Raw genomic sequence first — 16,672 nt, 5'->3', positions numbered from 1 at the left:
GTCAGCCTCCTAACCGGCCCAATTTCTTTGCGACGTTCCTGTTCAACTGCTCGCGCCACCGGTCACGATGGCTCCGGGCCCCTTCTCCGCCGGCCAGCGCCGCGCAGAAGCCCTCGATGTCGTCACCCAGCACCTCGTGAATGCTCTGCCCATCGGAGGCCGTCTCTTCGAGCAGCCCCAGAGCATTGTCGAGAATCGGCATCAGGTTTCGACCTGTGAAGTCCGAGTAGGGAGAAAGATGACCCTTGATCTCTTCCCATGCCGCCCGGTAGTCGGCCGGCAATGCCTCGGCCCGGGCTTCGAATGCCTTCCATTCCCTGGTGAGATCGCTGCCTGTCATGCTCTCCCAGAAGTTCATCTCCCGCCCTCCTTGAGCTTGTCGATCCGTGATGTGATGTACTCCCATTTAGCCCAGAACGTTGCGAGTTCTTCGCGCCCCGCGTCGTTGAGCGCATAGAACTTGCGCGGGGGGCCCAGCCCGGACGGTCGTTTCGTCGCCTGGACGAGCCCGTTCTTCTCCAGCCGCAGCAGGATGGTGTAAACCGTCCCCTCGACGACGTCGGCGAAGCCGAGTTCGTTCAGCCGGCGCGTGATGGCGTACCCGTAGGTCTCCTCGCTGCCGATGATTTCAAGCACGCAGCCCTCAAGGGTGCCCTTCAGCATCTCCGTCAGGTCGTCCATCGTGGTCCTCTTCGATCTCCTGGTACTTTGTACTACCGAGTACCACTACACGGTATCACGGAGTAGTGAACCAATGTCCGGCGAGCGCAGACCGCGGAAGCGATTCGAATCACCGGCCCGCGACCGGATGCTCGACATCGCCATCTGGCCCGGCGGCGTCGGCTCCTTCGTGGACGTCGTGGTCTGGCCGGCCGACCCCAAGCACTTTTCTCCCGCACTTGGTCACCGGTCATCACCGGCTCCACCGTGGCGCCGTCGAGGCCATCGGCGGCCGCCCCGGCCGCGCCTCCACCGAGACCGCACGGCTGCACGTGCTGCTCGATGACAAGATCGCAGACGCCGAAATCCGCGATGCCCGCCGGCGCCGAGATCGGACAGTCCGGCGGTCCTGGATCAATGAGCCACAAGATCAACGCTGCCTGGGGCTTACGACACGTTTCTTACCGCTACTCCTCTTTGGATGACTCGGCGGGAAAGATACAGGTCAGGGCGCGGCGCAGGGTGGTGGCGAAGGATTCGGGGTTGCCGGGTTCGAGCCAGTGCCGCCCCGCCACGCGGATGGCGCCGGTGATCGCGGCGGCCGTGACGGCGGGGAACAGGTCGCGCTGGGGGTCGGTGCCGGTGCGGGCCGCGATCGCCTCGGCGAGCGGGCCCTCCGCCATGCTGAACGCCTTCAGCGCCTCGCCTTCCAACTCGGGCGTTGACATGATCATGCGCAGGCCGGCCTTGTCGGGTTCGGGGTCGGTGTAGAGCTCGATCACGGCCGCGATGACGGCCTGATCGAGTGGTTCGCCGGCGGGCCGGGAGCGCAGCGCCTGCCCCGCGCGCCTGGACTGGTCGGCCTGGAAGGCGCAGATCGCCTCCGCCCTGCTGGAGAAGTAGTTGTTGTAGGTGCGAGGTGAGACGCCCGCGGCCGTGGCGATGTCGTGGACACGCACCAGGGCCAGCCCGCTGGGGCCCTGCTCGATGGCCAGGCGCAGTGCGGCGTGGCTGATCGCCTCTCGGGTGGCCTGGCTGTTGCGTGCCCGGAGGTTCATGGCGTCGTCGTTCATGGGTCAACTCTATCCAACGCTGCGCGCCACGCACTATATGCGTGACGCGCAAGTTGTGGATAGAGTGCGACGGAGCACCTGGCACGCACGCCTGGAGAGTGCCGACCACAAGGTGTGTGCCGGGGCGGCGAGGTCCGTCGGCGGGTTGGCCGCCCGCCGCCAGACCGTCCGTCGCGGGCGCCGTCCCGGACAGCCCCCTACCAAGAGCAGGAGCAGGAATGACTTCGAAGATGATCGCGTTCGACGAGGACGCCCGACGCGCTCTCGAGCGCGGCATGAACCAGCTCGCCGACGCCGTCAAGGTGACCCTGGGTCCCAAGGGCCGCAACGTCGTGCTGGAGAAGAAGTGGGGAGCTCCCACGATCACCAACGACGGCGTGTCCATCGCCAAGGAGATCGAGCTCCAGGACCCGTGGGAGAAGATCGGCGCCGAGCTGGTCAAGGAGGTCGCCAAGAGGACCGACGACGTCGCCGGTGACGGCACCACCACCGCCACCGTGCTCGCCCAGGCACTGGTACGCGAGGGCCTGCGCAACGTCGCCGCCGGCGCCAACCCGATGTCCCTGAAGAAGGGCATCGAGGCCGCCGTCGAGCAGGTCAGCGAGGAGCTCTCCAAGCTCGCCAAGGAAGTGGAGACCAAGGAGCAGATCGCCTCCACCGCCTCCATCTCCGCCGCCGACCCTGAGATCGGCGCGCTCATCGCCGAGGCGATGGACAAGGTCGGCAAGGAAGGCGTCATCACCGTCGAGGAGAGCAACACCTTCGGCCTGGAGCTCGAGCTCACCGAGGGCATGCGCTTCGACAAGGGCTACATCGCCCCGCTCTTCATCACCGACTCCGACCGGCTCGAAGCGGTCCTGGACGATCCATACGTCCTGATCGTGAGCGGCAAGGTCTCCGCCAACAGGGACGTGGTGCCCCTGCTCGACAAGGTCGTGCAGTCCGGCAGGCCACTGCTGGTCATCGCCGAGGACGTCGAGGGCGAGGCCCTGGCCACCTTGATCGTCAACAAGATGAAGGCAGTCTTCCGGTCGGTGGCGGTCAAGGCTCCGGGCTTCGGTGACCGCCGCAGGGCCATGCTGGGCGACATCGCCATCCTGACCGGTGGTCAGGTCATCGCCGAGGAGGTCGGTCTCAAGCTGGAGAACACCACTCTCGACCTGCTGGGCCGGGCCCGCAAGGTTGTGGTGACCAAGGACGAGACCACGATCGTCGACGGCGCGGGTGACGCCGAGGCCATCTCCGGCCGGGTCGGCGAGATCCGCGCCGAGATCGAGCGTACCGACTCCGACTACGACCGCGAGAAGCTCCAGGAGCGCCTGGCCAAGCTCGCCGGTGGCGTGGCCGTCATCAAGACGGGCGCGGCGACCGAGGTCGAGCTCAAGGAACGCAAGCACCGCATCGAGGACGCCGTTCGCAACGCGAAGGCGGCCGTCGAGGAGGGCGTCGTCCCCGGCGGTGGCGTGGCCCTGCTGCAGGCCGGCGCCAAATCCTTCGACAAGCTCGAACTCGTCGGCGACGAGGCCACCGGCGCCGCCATCGTGCGCAAGGCTCTGGAGGAACCGCTCAAGCAGATCGCGGTCAACGCCGGCCTCGAGGGCGGCGTCGTGGTGGAGCGGGTCCGCAACCTGCCCCCGGGGGAGGGCCTCAACGCGGCCACGGGTGAGTACGTCAATCTGTTCGAGGCGGGCATCATCGACCCGGCCAAGGTGACGCGCTCGGCGCTGCGGAACGCCGCCTCCATCGCGGCGCTCTTCCTCACCACCGAGGCCGTCATCGCCGAGAAGCCGGAGAGGACCCCGGCCGCCCCCGCCGGCATGCCCGGCGGGGACATGGACTTCTAGCCCGTCTCTTTCTCGTATCTCCTCACCCGCACGAACACACACGGAGGCTCCTGATGCGTGCCTACGGTGTCACCTACGACACCGGCTTCCTATCTGCCGGAACCACCACCCACGAGCCCTTCGACCCTGACGCGGTACGCCGCGAGATGCAGATCATCCGTGATGAGCTGCACTGCGACGCGGTCCGCATCACCGGAGGAGACCCGGACCGTCTTGAGACCGCCGCACGCCATGCCGCCCGCGCGGGCTTGGAGGTCTGGTATTCGCCGTTCACCAACGGCCTCACCCAAGAGGAGCTGATGACGTTCATCGTCGACGGTGCCGAACGGGCCGAACGCCTACGCCAGGAGGAAACTCCCGTCGTATTCCTCACCGGCTCCGAGATCAGCCTGTTCACCAGTGGATTTCTGCCCGGTGACAGCCTGAAGGAGCGGCTTGGTCTGATGGCCGAGCCCGCGCGGCTGCGCGCCGCACTCCCCGAAGTGCCCGCCCGGGTCAACACCTTCCTCACCCGAGCCGCCGCGGCGGTGCGCGAACGGTTCGGCGGTCCGATCAGCTACGCCTCCCTGCCCTTCGAAGGCGTGGACTGGGCTCCGTTCGACATCGTCGCCACCGACGCCGGATATCGCGACGCGACCACCGCGCACGGTTTCCGTGAGGGCCTGCGTGCGCAGACCTCGCAGAGCAAGCCGTTCGCCGTCACCGAGTTCGGCTGCACCACCCACCGCGGAGCCGCCGAACTGGGCGCACGCGGCGACTCCATCGTCGAATGGGACGAACACGCCCGCCCTCGCCTGATCACAACCGTCATGCGGGACGAAGAAGAACAAGCCGAATACGTGCGCGAACTCCTCGACATCTACGACGAGGAGGGCACGGACACGGTGTTCGTCAACACGTTCGCCCGCCGTGACCTGCCGACGGCCTCCGAGCCCGGACGGGACTTCGACACCGCCAGCTTCGGCATCGTCAAGATCCTGGAGCACGGCCGCACAGGGACGACCTATCCGGGGCTGCCGTGGGAACCCAAAGCCGCCTTCCACACCCTGGCCGAATACGGACGCGCCAGGACGGCCGAGACCGAAAAGAGGACCATGACGTGAACGTGGCATTCCTACTGGGGGCAGCTTTGTCGATTCCTGGGAAGTGAATCCTCGGCGCGCGATGCCACAGACCCGCTCGCGGGAGATCATGTGGCAAGGCCACATTCCACAACCGCACCGTCTGGTAGGTGCCTGAGGCCAGACGTGAGCCGTCCTGGCTGAGGGCCACCGAGTTCACCGGACCGTCGTGCCCGGTCAAACAGCACGTGCGGGCCGGCTGAGCAGGTCGGCCATGCTCGCTCGCGCATCGTCGATCGGGGAGACGGCCCACGCCGCCGCGGCAAGCCGCGCTGAGGTCACCGGATCGCCGGGGAGAGATTGGCTGTAGACGGCTGTCTGGCGGGAATGGCTGTGACCATCGAGACGGCCGTCTATCCGCGATCCGGACCTGGCTTGACGGTGCCGCCCGAGGTCGCTTCGGGCTTGGTATGGAGGACCTCGCGAGCCTGCTCCGCGGCGCGGGTGAGGCTCTCGCCGACGAAGTCGAGGAAGCGAGCGATATTTTCGAGGCGGGTGGCGGCCGGGGTGTCAGGACCGAGGATGCCGACGCCCTGCCGTGCGGTCTCGACGAGCTGGGCGTTGGATCGGGCGCTGGCGATCATCGCCTGGTACCAGAGTTCGTCGTCGACGACGTAGCGCTCGCGGCGGCGTTCGTCGCGTTCCCGGCGCACGAGGTCCTGGCTCTCCAGGAACGCGATCGCCTTGGAAATGGACGCCGGGCTTACCTGGAGGCGCTGGACGAGTTCGGCCGTGGTGAGGCTGCCGGCGTCGGTGGTGTAGAGGCAGCCCAGCACCCGGGACATCATCTTGGGCAGGCCCGATTGCATGAGGACGGTGGTGAACGTCTCTTCGTACTCGCGCACGGCCTCGGCGTCGCGTCCGTAGGGCTGAGAGGGCGCCCCCTGCCCCGGGGGCGCGGCCTGCCTGCGCCGGTGGGTGCGGCGTTCGGTGGCGCGGTGGGCCAGGTCGGCGCGGTAGGCGGAGATCAGCACCGGCAAGGGCGACATCCGCATCGCCGAGGCCGTGCGCGGCACGGTCGTGCTGCGCACCGAGGCCGGCGAGGTGTCGGTCGGCGCCGCCACCGGAGTCTCGGCCTCCCTGGACGCCGGCACCTCCTACGGCCGGATCCGCAACGCGCTCAAGAACACCGAAGGCGCCGCCGCCCAGCTCGACATCCACGCGACCACCGCCTATGGCGACATCGTCGCCCGCAGCCTCTGATCGTGACCCGCAGCGCTATTCGTCGTCCTCGCCCCGGGGCCTTGGCCGTGGACAGGTGCGCGGCACAGGAGACCGGATCGGCCCGTGAGCGGCCCCGGGTCGGTGACCTGGGGCGATGCGATCCGGGAGACCGGACAGAAGTTCACGCGCTGTCCGGTCTCGCCCGAGACTCGCTCGCAGCGGTCGGCCGGCAGATGGCGGAGGCGGCGGGCGGCGGCGAGGGGTACGGTCCCAGGAAGACGGAGATGACGGTCGTCGAGAAGACGCTGTCGGCCCAGTCGTACATCTACCAACCGGTGCGTTTCCGGCGCCCTCGCCACCAACCATCGGCCGTCACCTCGGGGCTGCCGGCCGTCATCGGATGCACCTCCGCCAAGACTCGCCGCAGGATATTGATCCCGGCGCTCCGAGGTCAATCAACCGTGATGACGAGCTTTCCGGGCGCGTTGCCCGCCGCCAGGTCACCCACCGCGATGGAGGCCTCCGCCAGGGAGTACGTGCGCCCGACGGCCGGTCGCACGGCCCCGGCCTCGATGAGGTCGCGCAGCGCGTCCAGGTCGGCGGTGCGGGTCAGCGCGATCGGTGCGTCCAGGCGCTGGCGCGTGAACGGGGTGATCAGCCGGGCGGCCAGCGGCCGGCCGAGCCCGCCGAACCACCGGCCGCCGCCCTCGCCGCCGACGATGACGAGCCGGCCGCGCTCGGTGAGCAGCCCGCGCAGCAGGGCCAGCGGCCGGATGCCCGCGATGTCGATGATCAGATCGTACGTCCCGGTGAGCGGCTCGCGCGTGTAGTCGATGACGGCCTGGGCGCCCAGCGACCGGACGAGGTCGGCCTTGGCTGTGCTGCACACGGCGGTGACGTGGGCGCCGCCGGCGACCGCGAGTTGCGTCGCGAAGCTGCCCACCCCGCCGCCGGCGCCGATGACCAGCACCTTCTCACCGGCGGTGACCTGGCCGACGGTCCGCAACGCGGTCACTCCTGAGGCGGGTACGGCCGCCGCTTCGGTGAAGCTCAGGTTGGCGGGCTTGCGGGCGAGCTTGCCCGGGCGGGCGAGCGCGAACTGCGCGTACGCGCCGGTCGCCGCGCCGTACACCTCGTCGCCGGGGCGAAACGCGGTCACGTTGGCGCCGACGGACTCCACGACGCCGGCCACGTCCATGCCCGGCACGCGGTTGCGGGGCCGGCGCAGGCCGAAGCCGAGGCGGCCGATGAGCGGCAGCCCGGTCATGACGTGCCACACGCCGTAGTCGACGCCGGCCGCGTGCACCCGGATCAGCACATCGCCGGCGCCGGGCGTCGGGATCGGAACCTCGCCGAGGCTCAGCACATGCGGCGGGCCGTACTCGTCCTGGACGATCGCCCTCATGAGGGGTCTCCTTCGGTGTCGGGATACTGGAAGACGTCGTCGAGTCCGACCCGGAACACCCGGGCGATACGGAACGCCATCTCCAGCGAGGGGGAGTAGCGACCCTGTTCGATCGCGATGATGGTCTGGCGGGTGACGCCGACCCGGTCGGCCAGCTCGGCCTGGGTCATCTCGTCGTGCGCGAACCGCAGGGCCCGGATCGCGTTGGTGACCCGCGTCGGTTTCACCACGTCTGGAAGCCGCCCTTGCGGTACGCCATGATCTTGGCAACCGAGCTGAGCACCGCGGACAGCACGAACGCCAGGTAGACGGCGTTGGCGATCCAGAAGTGGCGCAGCTCGGCGATGGCCATGACCAGTGCGGCGAGCGCGCCGATGACGACGATCGACTGCCCGATGCGCTCACCGACCTGGTTGATCTCACGGTCGCGCTCGTCGGTGCGGTCGGCGCCGTGGCCACCCGCGATGGCCATCGCGATGTTGGCCACGATCGCGGCGACGATGGCGCCGCCGATGGTCCACAGCAGGGTTCCCGCGTAGGCGACGTCGGCGAACGGGCCGTCGCCGGCCCGGCCCAGGACCGTCGCCACGTAGATCGTGTACGCGCCGAGGGAGACCAGGATCATCACCCAGGCGCGCTTTTCCTCGAAGGCCATGCCCGCTCCTCATGTAAAACAAAGCTGACATCAATCAATGTAAAACACCCCGGACATCGTGTCAAAATTTATTTACATGCACGGCCGGCGACGCCATGGCGTCCGGCACGGTGCTGCTCCAAGCAGAGCGGGCCGGGTCTGGTCGTCATGGCCAAGCGCCCCGCCTGAGGAGCGGGCGCCGGAATGCGGGGCGCGTTCTTGGGCAGGTCTTTGCTGCCGACGTCAGCCCTGTCCGGACCCCGGCGGGTGTGGAAGTCGTCCAGCGCGGTGAGAGCAGGGGTGACGTAGGCACAGCCGCGCCTGGCCCAGCGCTTCACGTTGCGCGGAGCTCAGACGGTCCGGCCTCGGGGCGATGGCGTACGTGCCGCACCCGAGCCGCTCCACGGTGAGCGGGTCGGAGAGGGTCGGGCGACGCCTGATCACCTCCAGGGCGTCGGCGGCCCGCTGAACGGGCCAGTCCAGTGCCGTGGCGAGGTCGTCTGCGTTGAGCGGCCGGGCGGCGTGCACGAGCGCGGCGATCACCGTCAGCGCGTCGGCCACGGCGGTGTGGGTGAGGTCGCTGTCGTCCATGTGGTCGCTGATGCGGGCGAAGAACCGGCCCATCTCGCGAAGCCGGGTCCCGGCGGGAGTGTCGGAGCCGAAGATGTGCGTTCCGCGCCGCGCGGCCGCCGCGACCTCGGTGTGCGCCCCGCTGTCGGCTCTCCAGGCGCGGAACCAGACGTCCTCGCTGATCATGTACCGCTCGCGGCGCCCGCCTGGATCCTGACCGCGTCCCACCAGCTCGATCGATTCGAGGTAGCCGATGGCCTTGGACACCGAGGCCGGGCTGACCTGTAACCGGCGTACGAGGTCGGCGGATGTCAGGCTCCCGGAGTCGGAGGTGAGCAGGCAGACGAACACCCGGGAGGGCATCTGGGGCAGTCCGGTCCCGGCTAGCAGGGCGGCGAACTCTTCCGTGAAGCGGCGTGCCACCTCGCTCTGCCGCTCGTCGGGCTCGGTGGCCTTGACCGCCCTGCGCCGGCGGGCGCGCCGATCGGAGGCCTGCTGGGCGCGGTCCGCCAGATAGCCTGCCGGCCCCCCGCTGCGCGCGACTTCGCGGGTGACCGTGGACGTGGACCTGCCGAGCCGCCGGCCCATCTCGGCGTACCCCAGCCCGTCGGCCAGCCAGGTCGCGATCCTCCGGCGATCCTCATGGGTCAGCCTGCCTCCGGGCATCGGCCACGCCTCCTCTTCAGGTGCGTTCACCAACAATACATTGCAATGGACGAGTGGCGTGAATTGCATTTACCGACAATGCTGTTGCAACGATTCGCCGCTACCTGGCTATTTTCGTTTACTTTTAGTTGACGGCATGCGAAACGCAACGTAGCTTTTCCTTGCCTGGAAAGGACACGTCCATGTTGGATATAGCGCGAACACAGGCGCGGGTCTCCGAACTCCTCGCCGAATACCGGATTCCGAGCGCCGCGATCGGGTTCTTCCATGACGGGGAGATCATCGACTTCGCCGTCGGCGTCAAGAACGCGGCGACGCGCGAGCCCGCGACGGCCGACACCGTTTACCAGTGCGGTTCCATGACCAAGACCTGGACCGCCCTCGCCTTCATGCAACTCGTCGACGAGGGAAAAGTCGACCTGGACGAGCCGGTGCGGACCTATCTTCCCGGTTTCCGGGTCGCCGACCCCGAGGTCAGTGCCAACGTCACGCCCCGCCATCTCCTGAACCACACGAACGGCATCGAGGAGGCCTACGGCGATCCCGGCCAAGGCGACGATGTGTACGAGCGCATGGTCACGAATATTGCCGGCGCGCCTCAAGTGCACCCCTTGGGCCGCACCCACGGTTACAGCGCGGCCCTGGGTTATGCCATTCTCGCCCGCGTCATGGAGGTGATCGATGGCAAACGGTGGGACGACATCATGCGAGATCGCCTCTTCGATCCGCTGGGACTGACCAGTACGAGCACCTGGCACGCCCAGGTGGACCCGCACCGCGCCGCGACGGGGCATCTGGTCCGCTCCCTCGACGAGGGCCCCGTCGTCTCACCACTGACCCATTTGCCACGGTCTTTCGGCCCCGGCGGCAACATCAGTTCGACGGCGCGGGAGGTGCTCACAATGGCGCACGTCCTCCTCGACGGCGGCAAGGCGCCGAACGGCACCAGAATCGTCTCGGCCGAGGCCGTTCGCGAGATGACGGAATCACGCGTTCCCGTGCCCGATCCGTATTTGTTCGGGCCGGAGTGGGCCCTCGGTCTCATCGTGTGCGATTGGCACGGCGAGACCGTCTACGCGCACGACGGCAGCACCGTCGGCCAGAGCGCGCGCCTGCGAATCCTGCCGGACTCGGGCCTTGCCCTCGTGCTGCTGGCCAACGCCGGGCCGCGGGACGGCTTCTACCGGAAGGTGTTCAACGAAATCCTCCTCGACCTCCGCGCGCCCACGATCCCGGAACTGCCGGAACCCGACCTGACCCTGCCCCTCGACCCGTCAAGGTACGAAGGCGTCTACGAGCGGCCAGGCTCCCGATACACGGTGTCGGCCAAGGATGGAGAACTCCACCTCACCTTCACTGTGAATCCCATGGAGGCACGACTCTCCGGTAAGCCGGAACGCATCACGTACGAGCTGCTTCCGATCAGCGAGACGCATTTCCTGATGCCTTCGGCAAGCCCGCTCGAAGACCCCCAGACCATCGCCGTCTACGACTTCCAACACGGGGTCGCGCAATACCTCCACACCAATTGCCGAGTAAATCCGAGAGTAGATGAGGAGAACACAGGAATGCACGTCATGGCGGTTTCCACGATTTCCGACAACGGCGGATTCTGGGACGCGATGAAGGCGGCGTACGGGCAGCTGCCGAAGGGCGCCAAGTGGACCCTGGCGGTGGCCGGTACCGACGGGACCAAAGCGGTGAACGTCATCGTCCACGACTCGGTCGACAGCGTCAAAACCTTCTTCGAGGAGCACGCCGGCCCCTTCGCCGCAACGGAGTACTTCGAAGCCGACGCGGCCAACGCGGTCGGCCTCCCGAAGAAGTAGCCGCTCCTCGCGCGGCCGTTCACCCAAGCCGCGACGGCGGCGCACCATTCGGATCCATGCGACCGTTGTGCCGCTTCTTCCGATTCCCGGGGATGCCCGAGGGGCTACGGCCGCTGAATCCCACGTCGTGACCGCCTACTCCGCAAGACCGAACACCGCGGAGACTCGCCGTTCGAGATCTTCCTCGGTGTCCCCGAAAGCCACTCTGAGCCCGTGGAGGCCCAGATGCCGGGTCTGCTCGCTGAGCCGGTCGGTGAACAGTGCGTCGCGCTGGAGCAGGTTCTGCAGCGCCTGCCGTGGGTCACCGGTCCTGGTGAGGAATCCCCATGCCGTTCCGCCACGGCTGTCGAACACCGCCTGGCGGAACCGGGGAGTCGGCAGCAGCCACACGGCATGGCCCACTTCGGTGAGCAGGGGTCGGACGAGGCCGGGCAGCAGCCGGAACCCCTCGGCGACCACCGGCCGGTCGGCGGGGAGGGCGAGAAGGTCTTCGACGATCAGTTTGAATCCTTCGCCGTGGAACCAGTGGAAGGTATCGAGCATCTCGCGCGGACTTCTGGTCACCCAGCGTTCGTCCATGTCCATGGCGGCGAACCTGCCCAGGTTGGGAGCTTGTTCCACGGGCACGCGGCGGGCGTGGTCGGGCATGACCGCGTCGGTATCGTACAGACGCATTCCATATCGATCGGCGAGACGTCGGGCGATGGTGGATTTTCCGGACCCGCTGCCGCCGCCGATCCAGTAGACGTGGCGCAACCGTTCCCTCCAACCGCTGGGGGAAGCTCCTTCGTGCAGTGCAGAGTGCATTCGTTGGCTCCTGTCGAGTTCCTGCCCGGCGGGCGTCGAGGACGAACACCCGGTGCACGACCGAGCCGGACCCGCCGTTCAGCGCACTGCTGTGACCAGCGGGAGGAACCGAAGGGGGCCGGCCCTGAACGGCCGGGTCACGGCTGGAGGAGGACCTTGATCGCGCGGCGTTCGTCCATGGCCCGATACCCCTCGGCCGTCTCATCCAGCGGCAGGGACAGGTCGAAGACCTTGCCGGGGTCGATCTCGCGGTTGCAGATCAGCTCGATCAGCTGCGGCAGGTACTGGCGCACCGGCGCGGGGCCGCCGTGCAGGTGCACGAGGGACATGAACAGCTCGTCGCCGGGCAGCGCGACGTTGTGGGCGACGCCGACGAAGCCGACGTGGCCGCCGGGGCGGGTGGAGCGGATGGCCTGCATCATCGACTCCTGAGTGCCGACCGCCTCGACGACCGAGTGGGCGCCGAACCCGCCGGTCATGTCCTTGATCGCCGTGACGCCTTCGTCGCCGCGCTCGATGACGACGTCGGTGGCGCCGAACTGACGGGCGAGCTGTTGCCGTGGTTCATGGCGGCTCATCGCGATGATCCGTTCGGCGCCGAGCTGCCTGGCGGCCAGCACGGCGCATAGGCCGACGGCGCCGTCACCGACGACGACGACGGTCTTGCCCGGCCCCGCCGCGGCGGCAACAGCGCCGAACCAGCCGGTGCCGAGCACGTCGGAGGCGGCCAGCAGGCTGGGCACCAAGTCCGCGTCCGGCATGGCGGGGGTGGCGACCAGGGTGCCGTCGGCGAGGGGAACCCGCGCCAGCTGGGCCTGGGTTCCGAGGGTGCCCATGAGCACACGGTGGACGCAGGCGCTCTGGTAGCCCGCCCGGCAGATCTCGCAGGTGTTGTCGGAGGCCCAGAACGAGCCGACCACGAACTGCCCCGGCCTGATGGTCGTGACCTGGCTGCCGACTTCTTCCACGATGCCGACGTACTCATGCCCCATCGGGATCGGCCCGTCGAGCTTCTCCACACCCCGGTAGGGCCACAGGTCGGATCCGCAGATACAGGTCGCCGTCAGGCGGATGATCCCGCCGATCGTCTGTGTCCAGGAAACCGGCTCCATCCGGCGCAGGTTCGGATGCATGTCGGCGAACAGCAGGCGCACGCCGCCCACGGCCACCGGCCGGCTCCGCATCAGCTCTGGGAGCGGCAGTCGAACACAGCTTGCTGATAACCCTGAGACGGGACGGCGTGGAGGCCTCCTACAGTGGGTGCTTGTGCTTTACGGCAGATCTGCGGAAATCAGCGCACTCGACGAGGTGATCACGCGGGCTTGCGACGGCTTCGGCGGCGCGGTGGTGCTACGGGGCGAGGCAGGCGCGGGCAAGACCGCCTTGCTCGACGCGGCGGCCGCGCGTGGTGGTGCGATGCGGGTGTTGCGGACCACCGGCGTCGAGTCCGAGTCCGACCTCGCGTTCGCGGCGCTGCACCAGGTGCTGTGGCCGGTGGCCGGCCTGCTCGACACGCTGCCCGAGCCGCAGCGCGACGCCGTGCGGGCGGCCCTGGGGCTTGCCGCGGGCAGTGCCGGCGATCGGTTCCTGGTGGGGGCCGGTGTGCTCTCGCTGCTGGCCGAGGCGGCCGCGCTGGACGGGCTGATCTGCGTGGTCGACGACTTCCAGTGGGTCGACCGGGCCTCGGCCGATGCGCTGCTGTTCGCCGCCAGGCGGTTGGGGACGGAACGGATCGCGATGCTGCTCGCCGTTCGCGGAGGCGCGCCCGTCAAGGGCGTGCCGCTGACGGTGGACGTGCGCGGCCTGCCCGAGTCCGCCGCGGCCGAACTGCTGGAGTCCCGCCACGGTACGCTGCCCGCCCCGGTGAAACGGGAGCTCACCACACTGACCGGCGCGAACCCGCTCGCCCTGGGGGAGATCGCAGCCCGTCTGACGCCCGCGCAGCTCGCCGGGCGCGACCCGCTGCCCGACCCGCTGCCCGGCGGAGCCCGGCTCTTCGGCGACCGGGTGACCGGGTTGTCGGCCCCTGCCCGGCTGGCCGCCCTGGTCGCCGCCGTCGAGGCCGACCTCGGCCTGGTCTTGCGCGCCACCGACCGGCTGTTCGCCGAGCAACCGGTACGACCCGGCGCGAACACGGCCCGATCGGCCTCAACCGGGCCCGGGATGGAGGCCGGGGCGGGGCGGGTGGCGTTGGCCGAGCTGGAGGACACCGGGCTGGCCGAGGTGTCGGGCACGAGCGTGCGCTTCCGTCATCCGCTCATCCGATCCGCGATCCACGAGGCGGCCGCCCCCGCCGACATCCGCCGCGCGCACGCCGTCCTGGCGGAGCTGACGGCGGGAGACCGTCGCGCCTGGCACCTGGCCGGAGCCGCCCTGGGCCAGGTCGAGCAGGTCGCCGTTGCACTGGTGGCCGCCGCGGAGCGGGCGCGCGACCGCGGCGGATACGGCGACGCGGCCAGCGCCCTGGCCAGGGCCGCCGAGTTGACCCCCGAGCCGCGCGCCCGTGCCGTCCGTCTGAAGGACGCCGCCGTCGCGGCCTGGCTCGGCGGCCGCCCGGGACAGGCGGAGTCGCTGCTGGCCGAGGCGCGCGAGCGGGCCGACGGGGACGCCACCCTCGCCATGGAGATCGCCCGGCTCCGGGGCCGGTTCGAACTGAACTCGGGCAACGCCGCCGAGGCCGTACGGATCCTGGCGGCGGGCGGCAGCTTGGAAATGCTGGCCGATGCCGTGGAGGCGGCCTCGTACGTCGGTGACACGGCGGCCATCGCCGAGCTCGGCCGGCGGGCGGTCGCGCACCCCGAGGGGTTCTTGCGGGACACGGTGGCCGGGATCGGCCTGACACTGGACGGCGACGCCGCCGGACCGGGCCTGCTGCGGCGGGCGCTGGCGCGGGTCGATGAGCTGGAGGACGCGACGGGGTACCTGTGGGCGACGGCCGCGGCCAGCGCTCTGGGAGAGTCGGATCTGGCCACCGAGATGGCAGAGCGGGCCGGGCGGGTGGCCAGGGTCTCGGGGATGACCGGGCAGCTGCCCGTCGTACTGGAGTTCGTGGCGACCGCCGAGCGCATCGCCGGTCGGCTGGCGCGCAGCCAGGCCGTCTCCGAGGAGGGCCTGGCGCTGGCGCGGGAAGCAGGGTACGAGAACACGGTGGCCGCGCACCTGGCCAATCTGGCGGTGCTGGCGGCGCTGCGCGGCGAGGAGGAGTCCTGCGAGCGGCAGGCCCGCGAGGCGCTGGCCATCGCCATCCCGCACCGGGTGGGATTGCGCGCGGGGATGGCCGCGTACGCGCTGGCGCTGCTCGACCTGTGTCTGGGCCGCTACGTGGCGGCACGCGACCGTTTCACGGCCATCGCCGCGGCGGGATCGGGCGCCGGGCATCCGACCGTGGTGTGGCGGACCGGGCCCGACCGCGTCGAGGCCGCCGTGGGCGCGGGCGACGAGGCGGGCGCGCGGGCGGCGCTGGTCGCGTACGAGCGGGGGGCCGCGCATGCCGCGACGCCCGAGTCGCGCGCGCTGCTGGCCCGCTGCCGGGGCCTGGCCGACTCCTCCGAGGACGCCTTCGGCGAGGCGCTGCGGCTGCACACCAACCCTTTCGAGGCGGCCAGGACGGCCCTGCTGCTGGGGGAGCGCCTGCGCCGCGCGCAGCGGCCGGGCGAGGCGCGGGCGCACCTGCGGATGGCGTGGGAGACGTTCGAGCGGGCGGGCGCACGGCCGTGGGCGCGGCGTGCGCAGGACGAGTTGCGGGCGGCGGGGGAGAGCGGGCAGGCCCCGCCCACGGCCGTGCTGGACACGCTGACCCCGCAGGAGCTGCGCATCGCGGGCCTGGTCGCCGACGGGTTGTCGAGCAAGCAGATCGCTGCCCAGCTCTTCCTGAGCCCGCGCACGGTCGAGTACCACCTGTACAAGATCTATCCGAAGCTGGGTATCAGCTCCCGTACGGATCTGGCGCGACTAGTAGTTCTACAGAAGGCGCCCGTAGCCGAAGACGACATGCTCTGAGACATGCAGAACATAGACATCTGGAGTGAAGAGTTCGGCGCCGAGACGGACGCGCCGATCCTGCTGATCATGGGGTCGATGTCGCAGGGCATCCTGTGGCCGGACGAGTTCATCGGCCGCCTGACCGCCGGAGGCCGCCGGGTGATCCGGTACGACCACCGTGACACCGGCATGTCCGGCACCGTCGACTTCGCTACCGGGCCGTACACGTGGGACGACATCAAGAGCGACGTCTACCGCGTGCTGGACGCCCACGGCCTGGAGAGCGCGCACCTGGTCGGCCACTCGGCGGGCGGGCTGCTCGGTCAGCTCATCGCCGTGGAGCGGCCGGAGCGGGTGCGCTCGCTGACCGTTGTCGCCTCCTCGCCGCTCGGCGGCGGCGAGGGCCAGGTGCTCATGCGGGCCCTGACGGGGCAGCCGCAGCCCGAAGGCGGTCTGCCGGAGCCGGCGCCGGAGTTCGTGGCCTTCTACCGCGCGCTGATGGCCGCCCCGCCACCGCAGGACCGGCGTGCGCTGATCGATGGCATGATCGCCGAGCAGCGGGTGCTGCACGGCACCGGGCTGCCGTTCGACGAGGACGCGGCACGCCGGCTGCAGGAGCGGATCTACGATCGGGCCCGCGACCTGTCGGCGGTGGCCAACCACCGGCTGGCCGCAGCGGCCGACCCCGACTTCGAGCCGGTGGGCGTGCTGCACCGGGTGCAGGCGCCCACGCTGGTCATCGAGGGCAGCCACGAGCCGGTCAAACCGGGTCACGGCGCGGTCATCGCCGAGCAGATCCCGGGGGCGCGGCTGATGATCGTGGCGGGCATGGGGCACACGCTGCCGCCGGAGACACACGAGGAGCTGGGCGGCGCCATCCTCGCGCACACAGCCGAGTGACGCGCGTTCCTGCCAATA

At 69.6% G+C, this 16,672-nt stretch carries 14 protein-coding genes and 2 pseudogenes; 6 read left to right on the top strand and 10 right to left on the bottom strand.

From position 1 onward, the window contains the following. Position 1: 1 nt before the first annotated feature. From ACFQVD_RS09605 to ACFQVD_RS09595, 3 genes are all read right to left on the bottom strand, one after another. Positions 2-358: a DUF1048 domain-containing protein gene (locus ACFQVD_RS09605; RefSeq protein ID WP_343982577.1), complete on the bottom strand. Its 357-nt coding sequence runs from the start codon at positions 356-358 to the stop codon at positions 2-4. Next, on the bottom strand, positions 355-681 hold the full coding sequence (locus ACFQVD_RS09600) for a PadR family transcriptional regulator (protein ID WP_155350237.1): 327 nt from the start codon (positions 679-681) through the stop codon (positions 355-357). Before ACFQVD_RS09600 ends, ACFQVD_RS09605 begins: the two co-directional genes overlap by 4 nt. 446 nt (positions 682-1,127) lie before the next feature. After that, entirely contained in the window at positions 1,128-1,733 is a 606-nt protein-coding gene (locus ACFQVD_RS09595) for a TetR/AcrR family transcriptional regulator (protein WP_343982588.1), read from the bottom strand. A gap of 218 nt (positions 1,734-1,951) precedes the next feature. Between ACFQVD_RS09595 and groL the strand changes: the two genes are divergently transcribed. Further along, complete coding sequence (gene groL, locus ACFQVD_RS09590) at positions 1,952-3,577, top strand: chaperonin GroEL (protein WP_343982591.1); 1,626 nt, start codon at positions 1,952-1,954, stop codon at positions 3,575-3,577. A gap of 53 nt (positions 3,578-3,630) precedes the next feature. Next, the gene (locus ACFQVD_RS09585) at positions 3,631-4,680 is read left to right on the top strand and encodes a hypothetical protein (protein ID WP_343982593.1); all 1,050 of its coding nucleotides are present in this window, start codon (positions 3,631-3,633) and stop codon (positions 4,678-4,680) included. Positions 4,681-5,051: 371 nt separating this feature from the next. Here ACFQVD_RS09585 and ACFQVD_RS09580 read toward each other — a convergent pair. After that, a pseudogene (locus tag ACFQVD_RS09580) lies at positions 5,052-5,663 on the bottom strand (GbsR/MarR family transcriptional regulator); the annotation flags it as partial. Here ACFQVD_RS09580 and ACFQVD_RS09575 point away from each other — a divergent pair. Further along, positions 5,659-5,901 (top strand): annotated as a pseudogene (locus ACFQVD_RS09575) (hypothetical protein); the annotation flags it as partial. The pseudogenes ACFQVD_RS09580 and ACFQVD_RS09575 overlap by 5 nt on opposite strands. 412 nt (positions 5,902-6,313) lie before the next feature. Here ACFQVD_RS09575 and ACFQVD_RS09570 read toward each other — a convergent pair. The 4 genes from ACFQVD_RS09570 to ACFQVD_RS09555 all read right to left on the bottom strand — a co-directional run bounded on the left by ACFQVD_RS09570 (position 6,314) and on the right by ACFQVD_RS09555 (position 9,167). Next, positions 6,314-7,267, bottom strand: coding sequence for an NAD(P)-dependent alcohol dehydrogenase (locus ACFQVD_RS09570; protein WP_386270864.1), 954 nt, complete (start codon positions 7,265-7,267; stop codon positions 6,314-6,316). Beyond that, positions 7,264-7,497 carry a helix-turn-helix transcriptional regulator gene (locus ACFQVD_RS09565; RefSeq protein WP_012890616.1) on the bottom strand — a complete coding sequence of 78 codons (234 nt, stop codon included), beginning with the start codon at positions 7,495-7,497 and terminating at the stop codon, positions 7,264-7,266. Before ACFQVD_RS09565 ends, ACFQVD_RS09570 begins: the two co-directional genes overlap by 4 nt. Beyond that, entirely contained in the window at positions 7,491-7,922 is a 432-nt protein-coding gene (locus ACFQVD_RS09560; RefSeq protein ID WP_343982602.1) for a hypothetical protein, read from the bottom strand. Before ACFQVD_RS09560 ends, ACFQVD_RS09565 begins: the two co-directional genes overlap by 7 nt. A gap of 222 nt (positions 7,923-8,144) precedes the next feature. Continuing rightward, positions 8,145-9,167, bottom strand: a complete 1,023-nt coding sequence (locus tag ACFQVD_RS09555; RefSeq protein WP_343982605.1) for a GbsR/MarR family transcriptional regulator — start codon at positions 9,165-9,167, stop codon at positions 8,145-8,147. Positions 9,168-9,319: 152 nt separating this feature from the next. On the opposite strand from ACFQVD_RS09555, the gene ACFQVD_RS09550 reads away from it, so the two are divergent. Beyond that, the gene (locus tag ACFQVD_RS09550) at positions 9,320-10,966 is read left to right on the top strand and encodes a serine hydrolase domain-containing protein (protein WP_343982608.1); all 1,647 of its coding nucleotides are present in this window, start codon (positions 9,320-9,322) and stop codon (positions 10,964-10,966) included. A gap of 135 nt (positions 10,967-11,101) precedes the next feature. Here ACFQVD_RS09550 and ACFQVD_RS09545 read toward each other — a convergent pair whose 3' ends face one another. Beyond that, positions 11,102-11,773 carry a shikimate kinase gene (locus ACFQVD_RS09545; RefSeq protein ID WP_343982612.1) on the bottom strand — a complete coding sequence of 224 codons (672 nt, stop codon included), beginning with the start codon at positions 11,771-11,773 and terminating at the stop codon, positions 11,102-11,104. Positions 11,774-11,910: 137 nt separating this feature from the next. Further along, positions 11,911-12,906 carry a zinc-binding dehydrogenase gene (locus ACFQVD_RS09540; RefSeq protein WP_343982617.1) on the bottom strand — a complete coding sequence of 332 codons (996 nt, stop codon included), beginning with the start codon at positions 12,904-12,906 and terminating at the stop codon, positions 11,911-11,913. A gap of 127 nt (positions 12,907-13,033) precedes the next feature. Here ACFQVD_RS09540 and ACFQVD_RS09535 point away from each other — a divergent pair, with 127 nt between their 5' ends. Then, on the top strand, positions 13,034-15,772 hold the full coding sequence (locus tag ACFQVD_RS09535; RefSeq protein WP_386270862.1) for a helix-turn-helix transcriptional regulator: 2,739 nt from the start codon (positions 13,034-13,036) through the stop codon (positions 15,770-15,772). A gap of 3 nt (positions 15,773-15,775) precedes the next feature. Next, positions 15,776-16,654, top strand: coding sequence for an alpha/beta fold hydrolase (locus ACFQVD_RS09530; protein WP_343964152.1), 879 nt, complete (start codon positions 15,776-15,778; stop codon positions 16,652-16,654). Positions 16,655-16,672: the final 18 nt, after the last annotated feature.

Origin of the sequence: Streptosporangium amethystogenes subsp. fukuiense (assembly GCF_042665875.1) — a bacterium.
In the GTDB taxonomy this organism is placed as follows: Bacteria; Actinomycetota; Actinomycetes; order Streptosporangiales; family Streptosporangiaceae; genus Streptosporangium; species Streptosporangium fukuiense.
The sequence above is the reverse complement of the archived record's forward strand: the minus strand, read 5'-3'. Positions and strand labels throughout refer to the sequence as shown.

Bases quoted from the DNA above. Each gene is read 5' to 3' on its own strand.
- ACFQVD_RS09605 (WP_343982577.1), bottom strand. From the start codon at position 358: ATGAACTTCTGGGAGAGCATGACAGGCAGCGATCTCACCAGGGAATGG.
- ACFQVD_RS09600 (WP_155350237.1), bottom strand. From the start codon at position 681: ATGGACGACCTGACGGAGATGCTGAAGGGCACCCTTGAGGGCTGCGTG.
- ACFQVD_RS09595 (WP_343982588.1), bottom strand. From the start codon at position 1,733: ATGAACGACGACGCCATGAACCTCCGGGCACGCAACAGCCAGGCCACC.
- groL (WP_343982591.1), top strand. From the start codon at position 1,952: ATGACTTCGAAGATGATCGCGTTCGACGAGGACGCCCGACGCGCTCTC.
- ACFQVD_RS09585 (WP_343982593.1), top strand. From the start codon at position 3,631: ATGCGTGCCTACGGTGTCACCTACGACACCGGCTTCCTATCTGCCGGA.
- ACFQVD_RS09570 (WP_386270864.1), bottom strand. From the start codon at position 7,267: ATGAGGGCGATCGTCCAGGACGAGTACGGCCCGCCGCATGTGCTGAGC.
- ACFQVD_RS09560 (WP_343982602.1), bottom strand. From the start codon at position 7,922: ATGGCCTTCGAGGAAAAGCGCGCCTGGGTGATGATCCTGGTCTCCCTC.
- ACFQVD_RS09550 (WP_343982608.1), top strand. From the start codon at position 9,320: ATGTTGGATATAGCGCGAACACAGGCGCGGGTCTCCGAACTCCTCGCC.
- ACFQVD_RS09545 (WP_343982612.1), bottom strand. From the start codon at position 11,773: ATGCACTCTGCACTGCACGAAGGAGCTTCCCCCAGCGGTTGGAGGGAA.
- ACFQVD_RS09540 (WP_343982617.1), bottom strand. From the start codon at position 12,906: ATGCATCCGAACCTGCGCCGGATGGAGCCGGTTTCCTGGACACAGACG.
- ACFQVD_RS09530 (WP_343964152.1), top strand. From the start codon at position 15,776: ATGCAGAACATAGACATCTGGAGTGAAGAGTTCGGCGCCGAGACGGAC.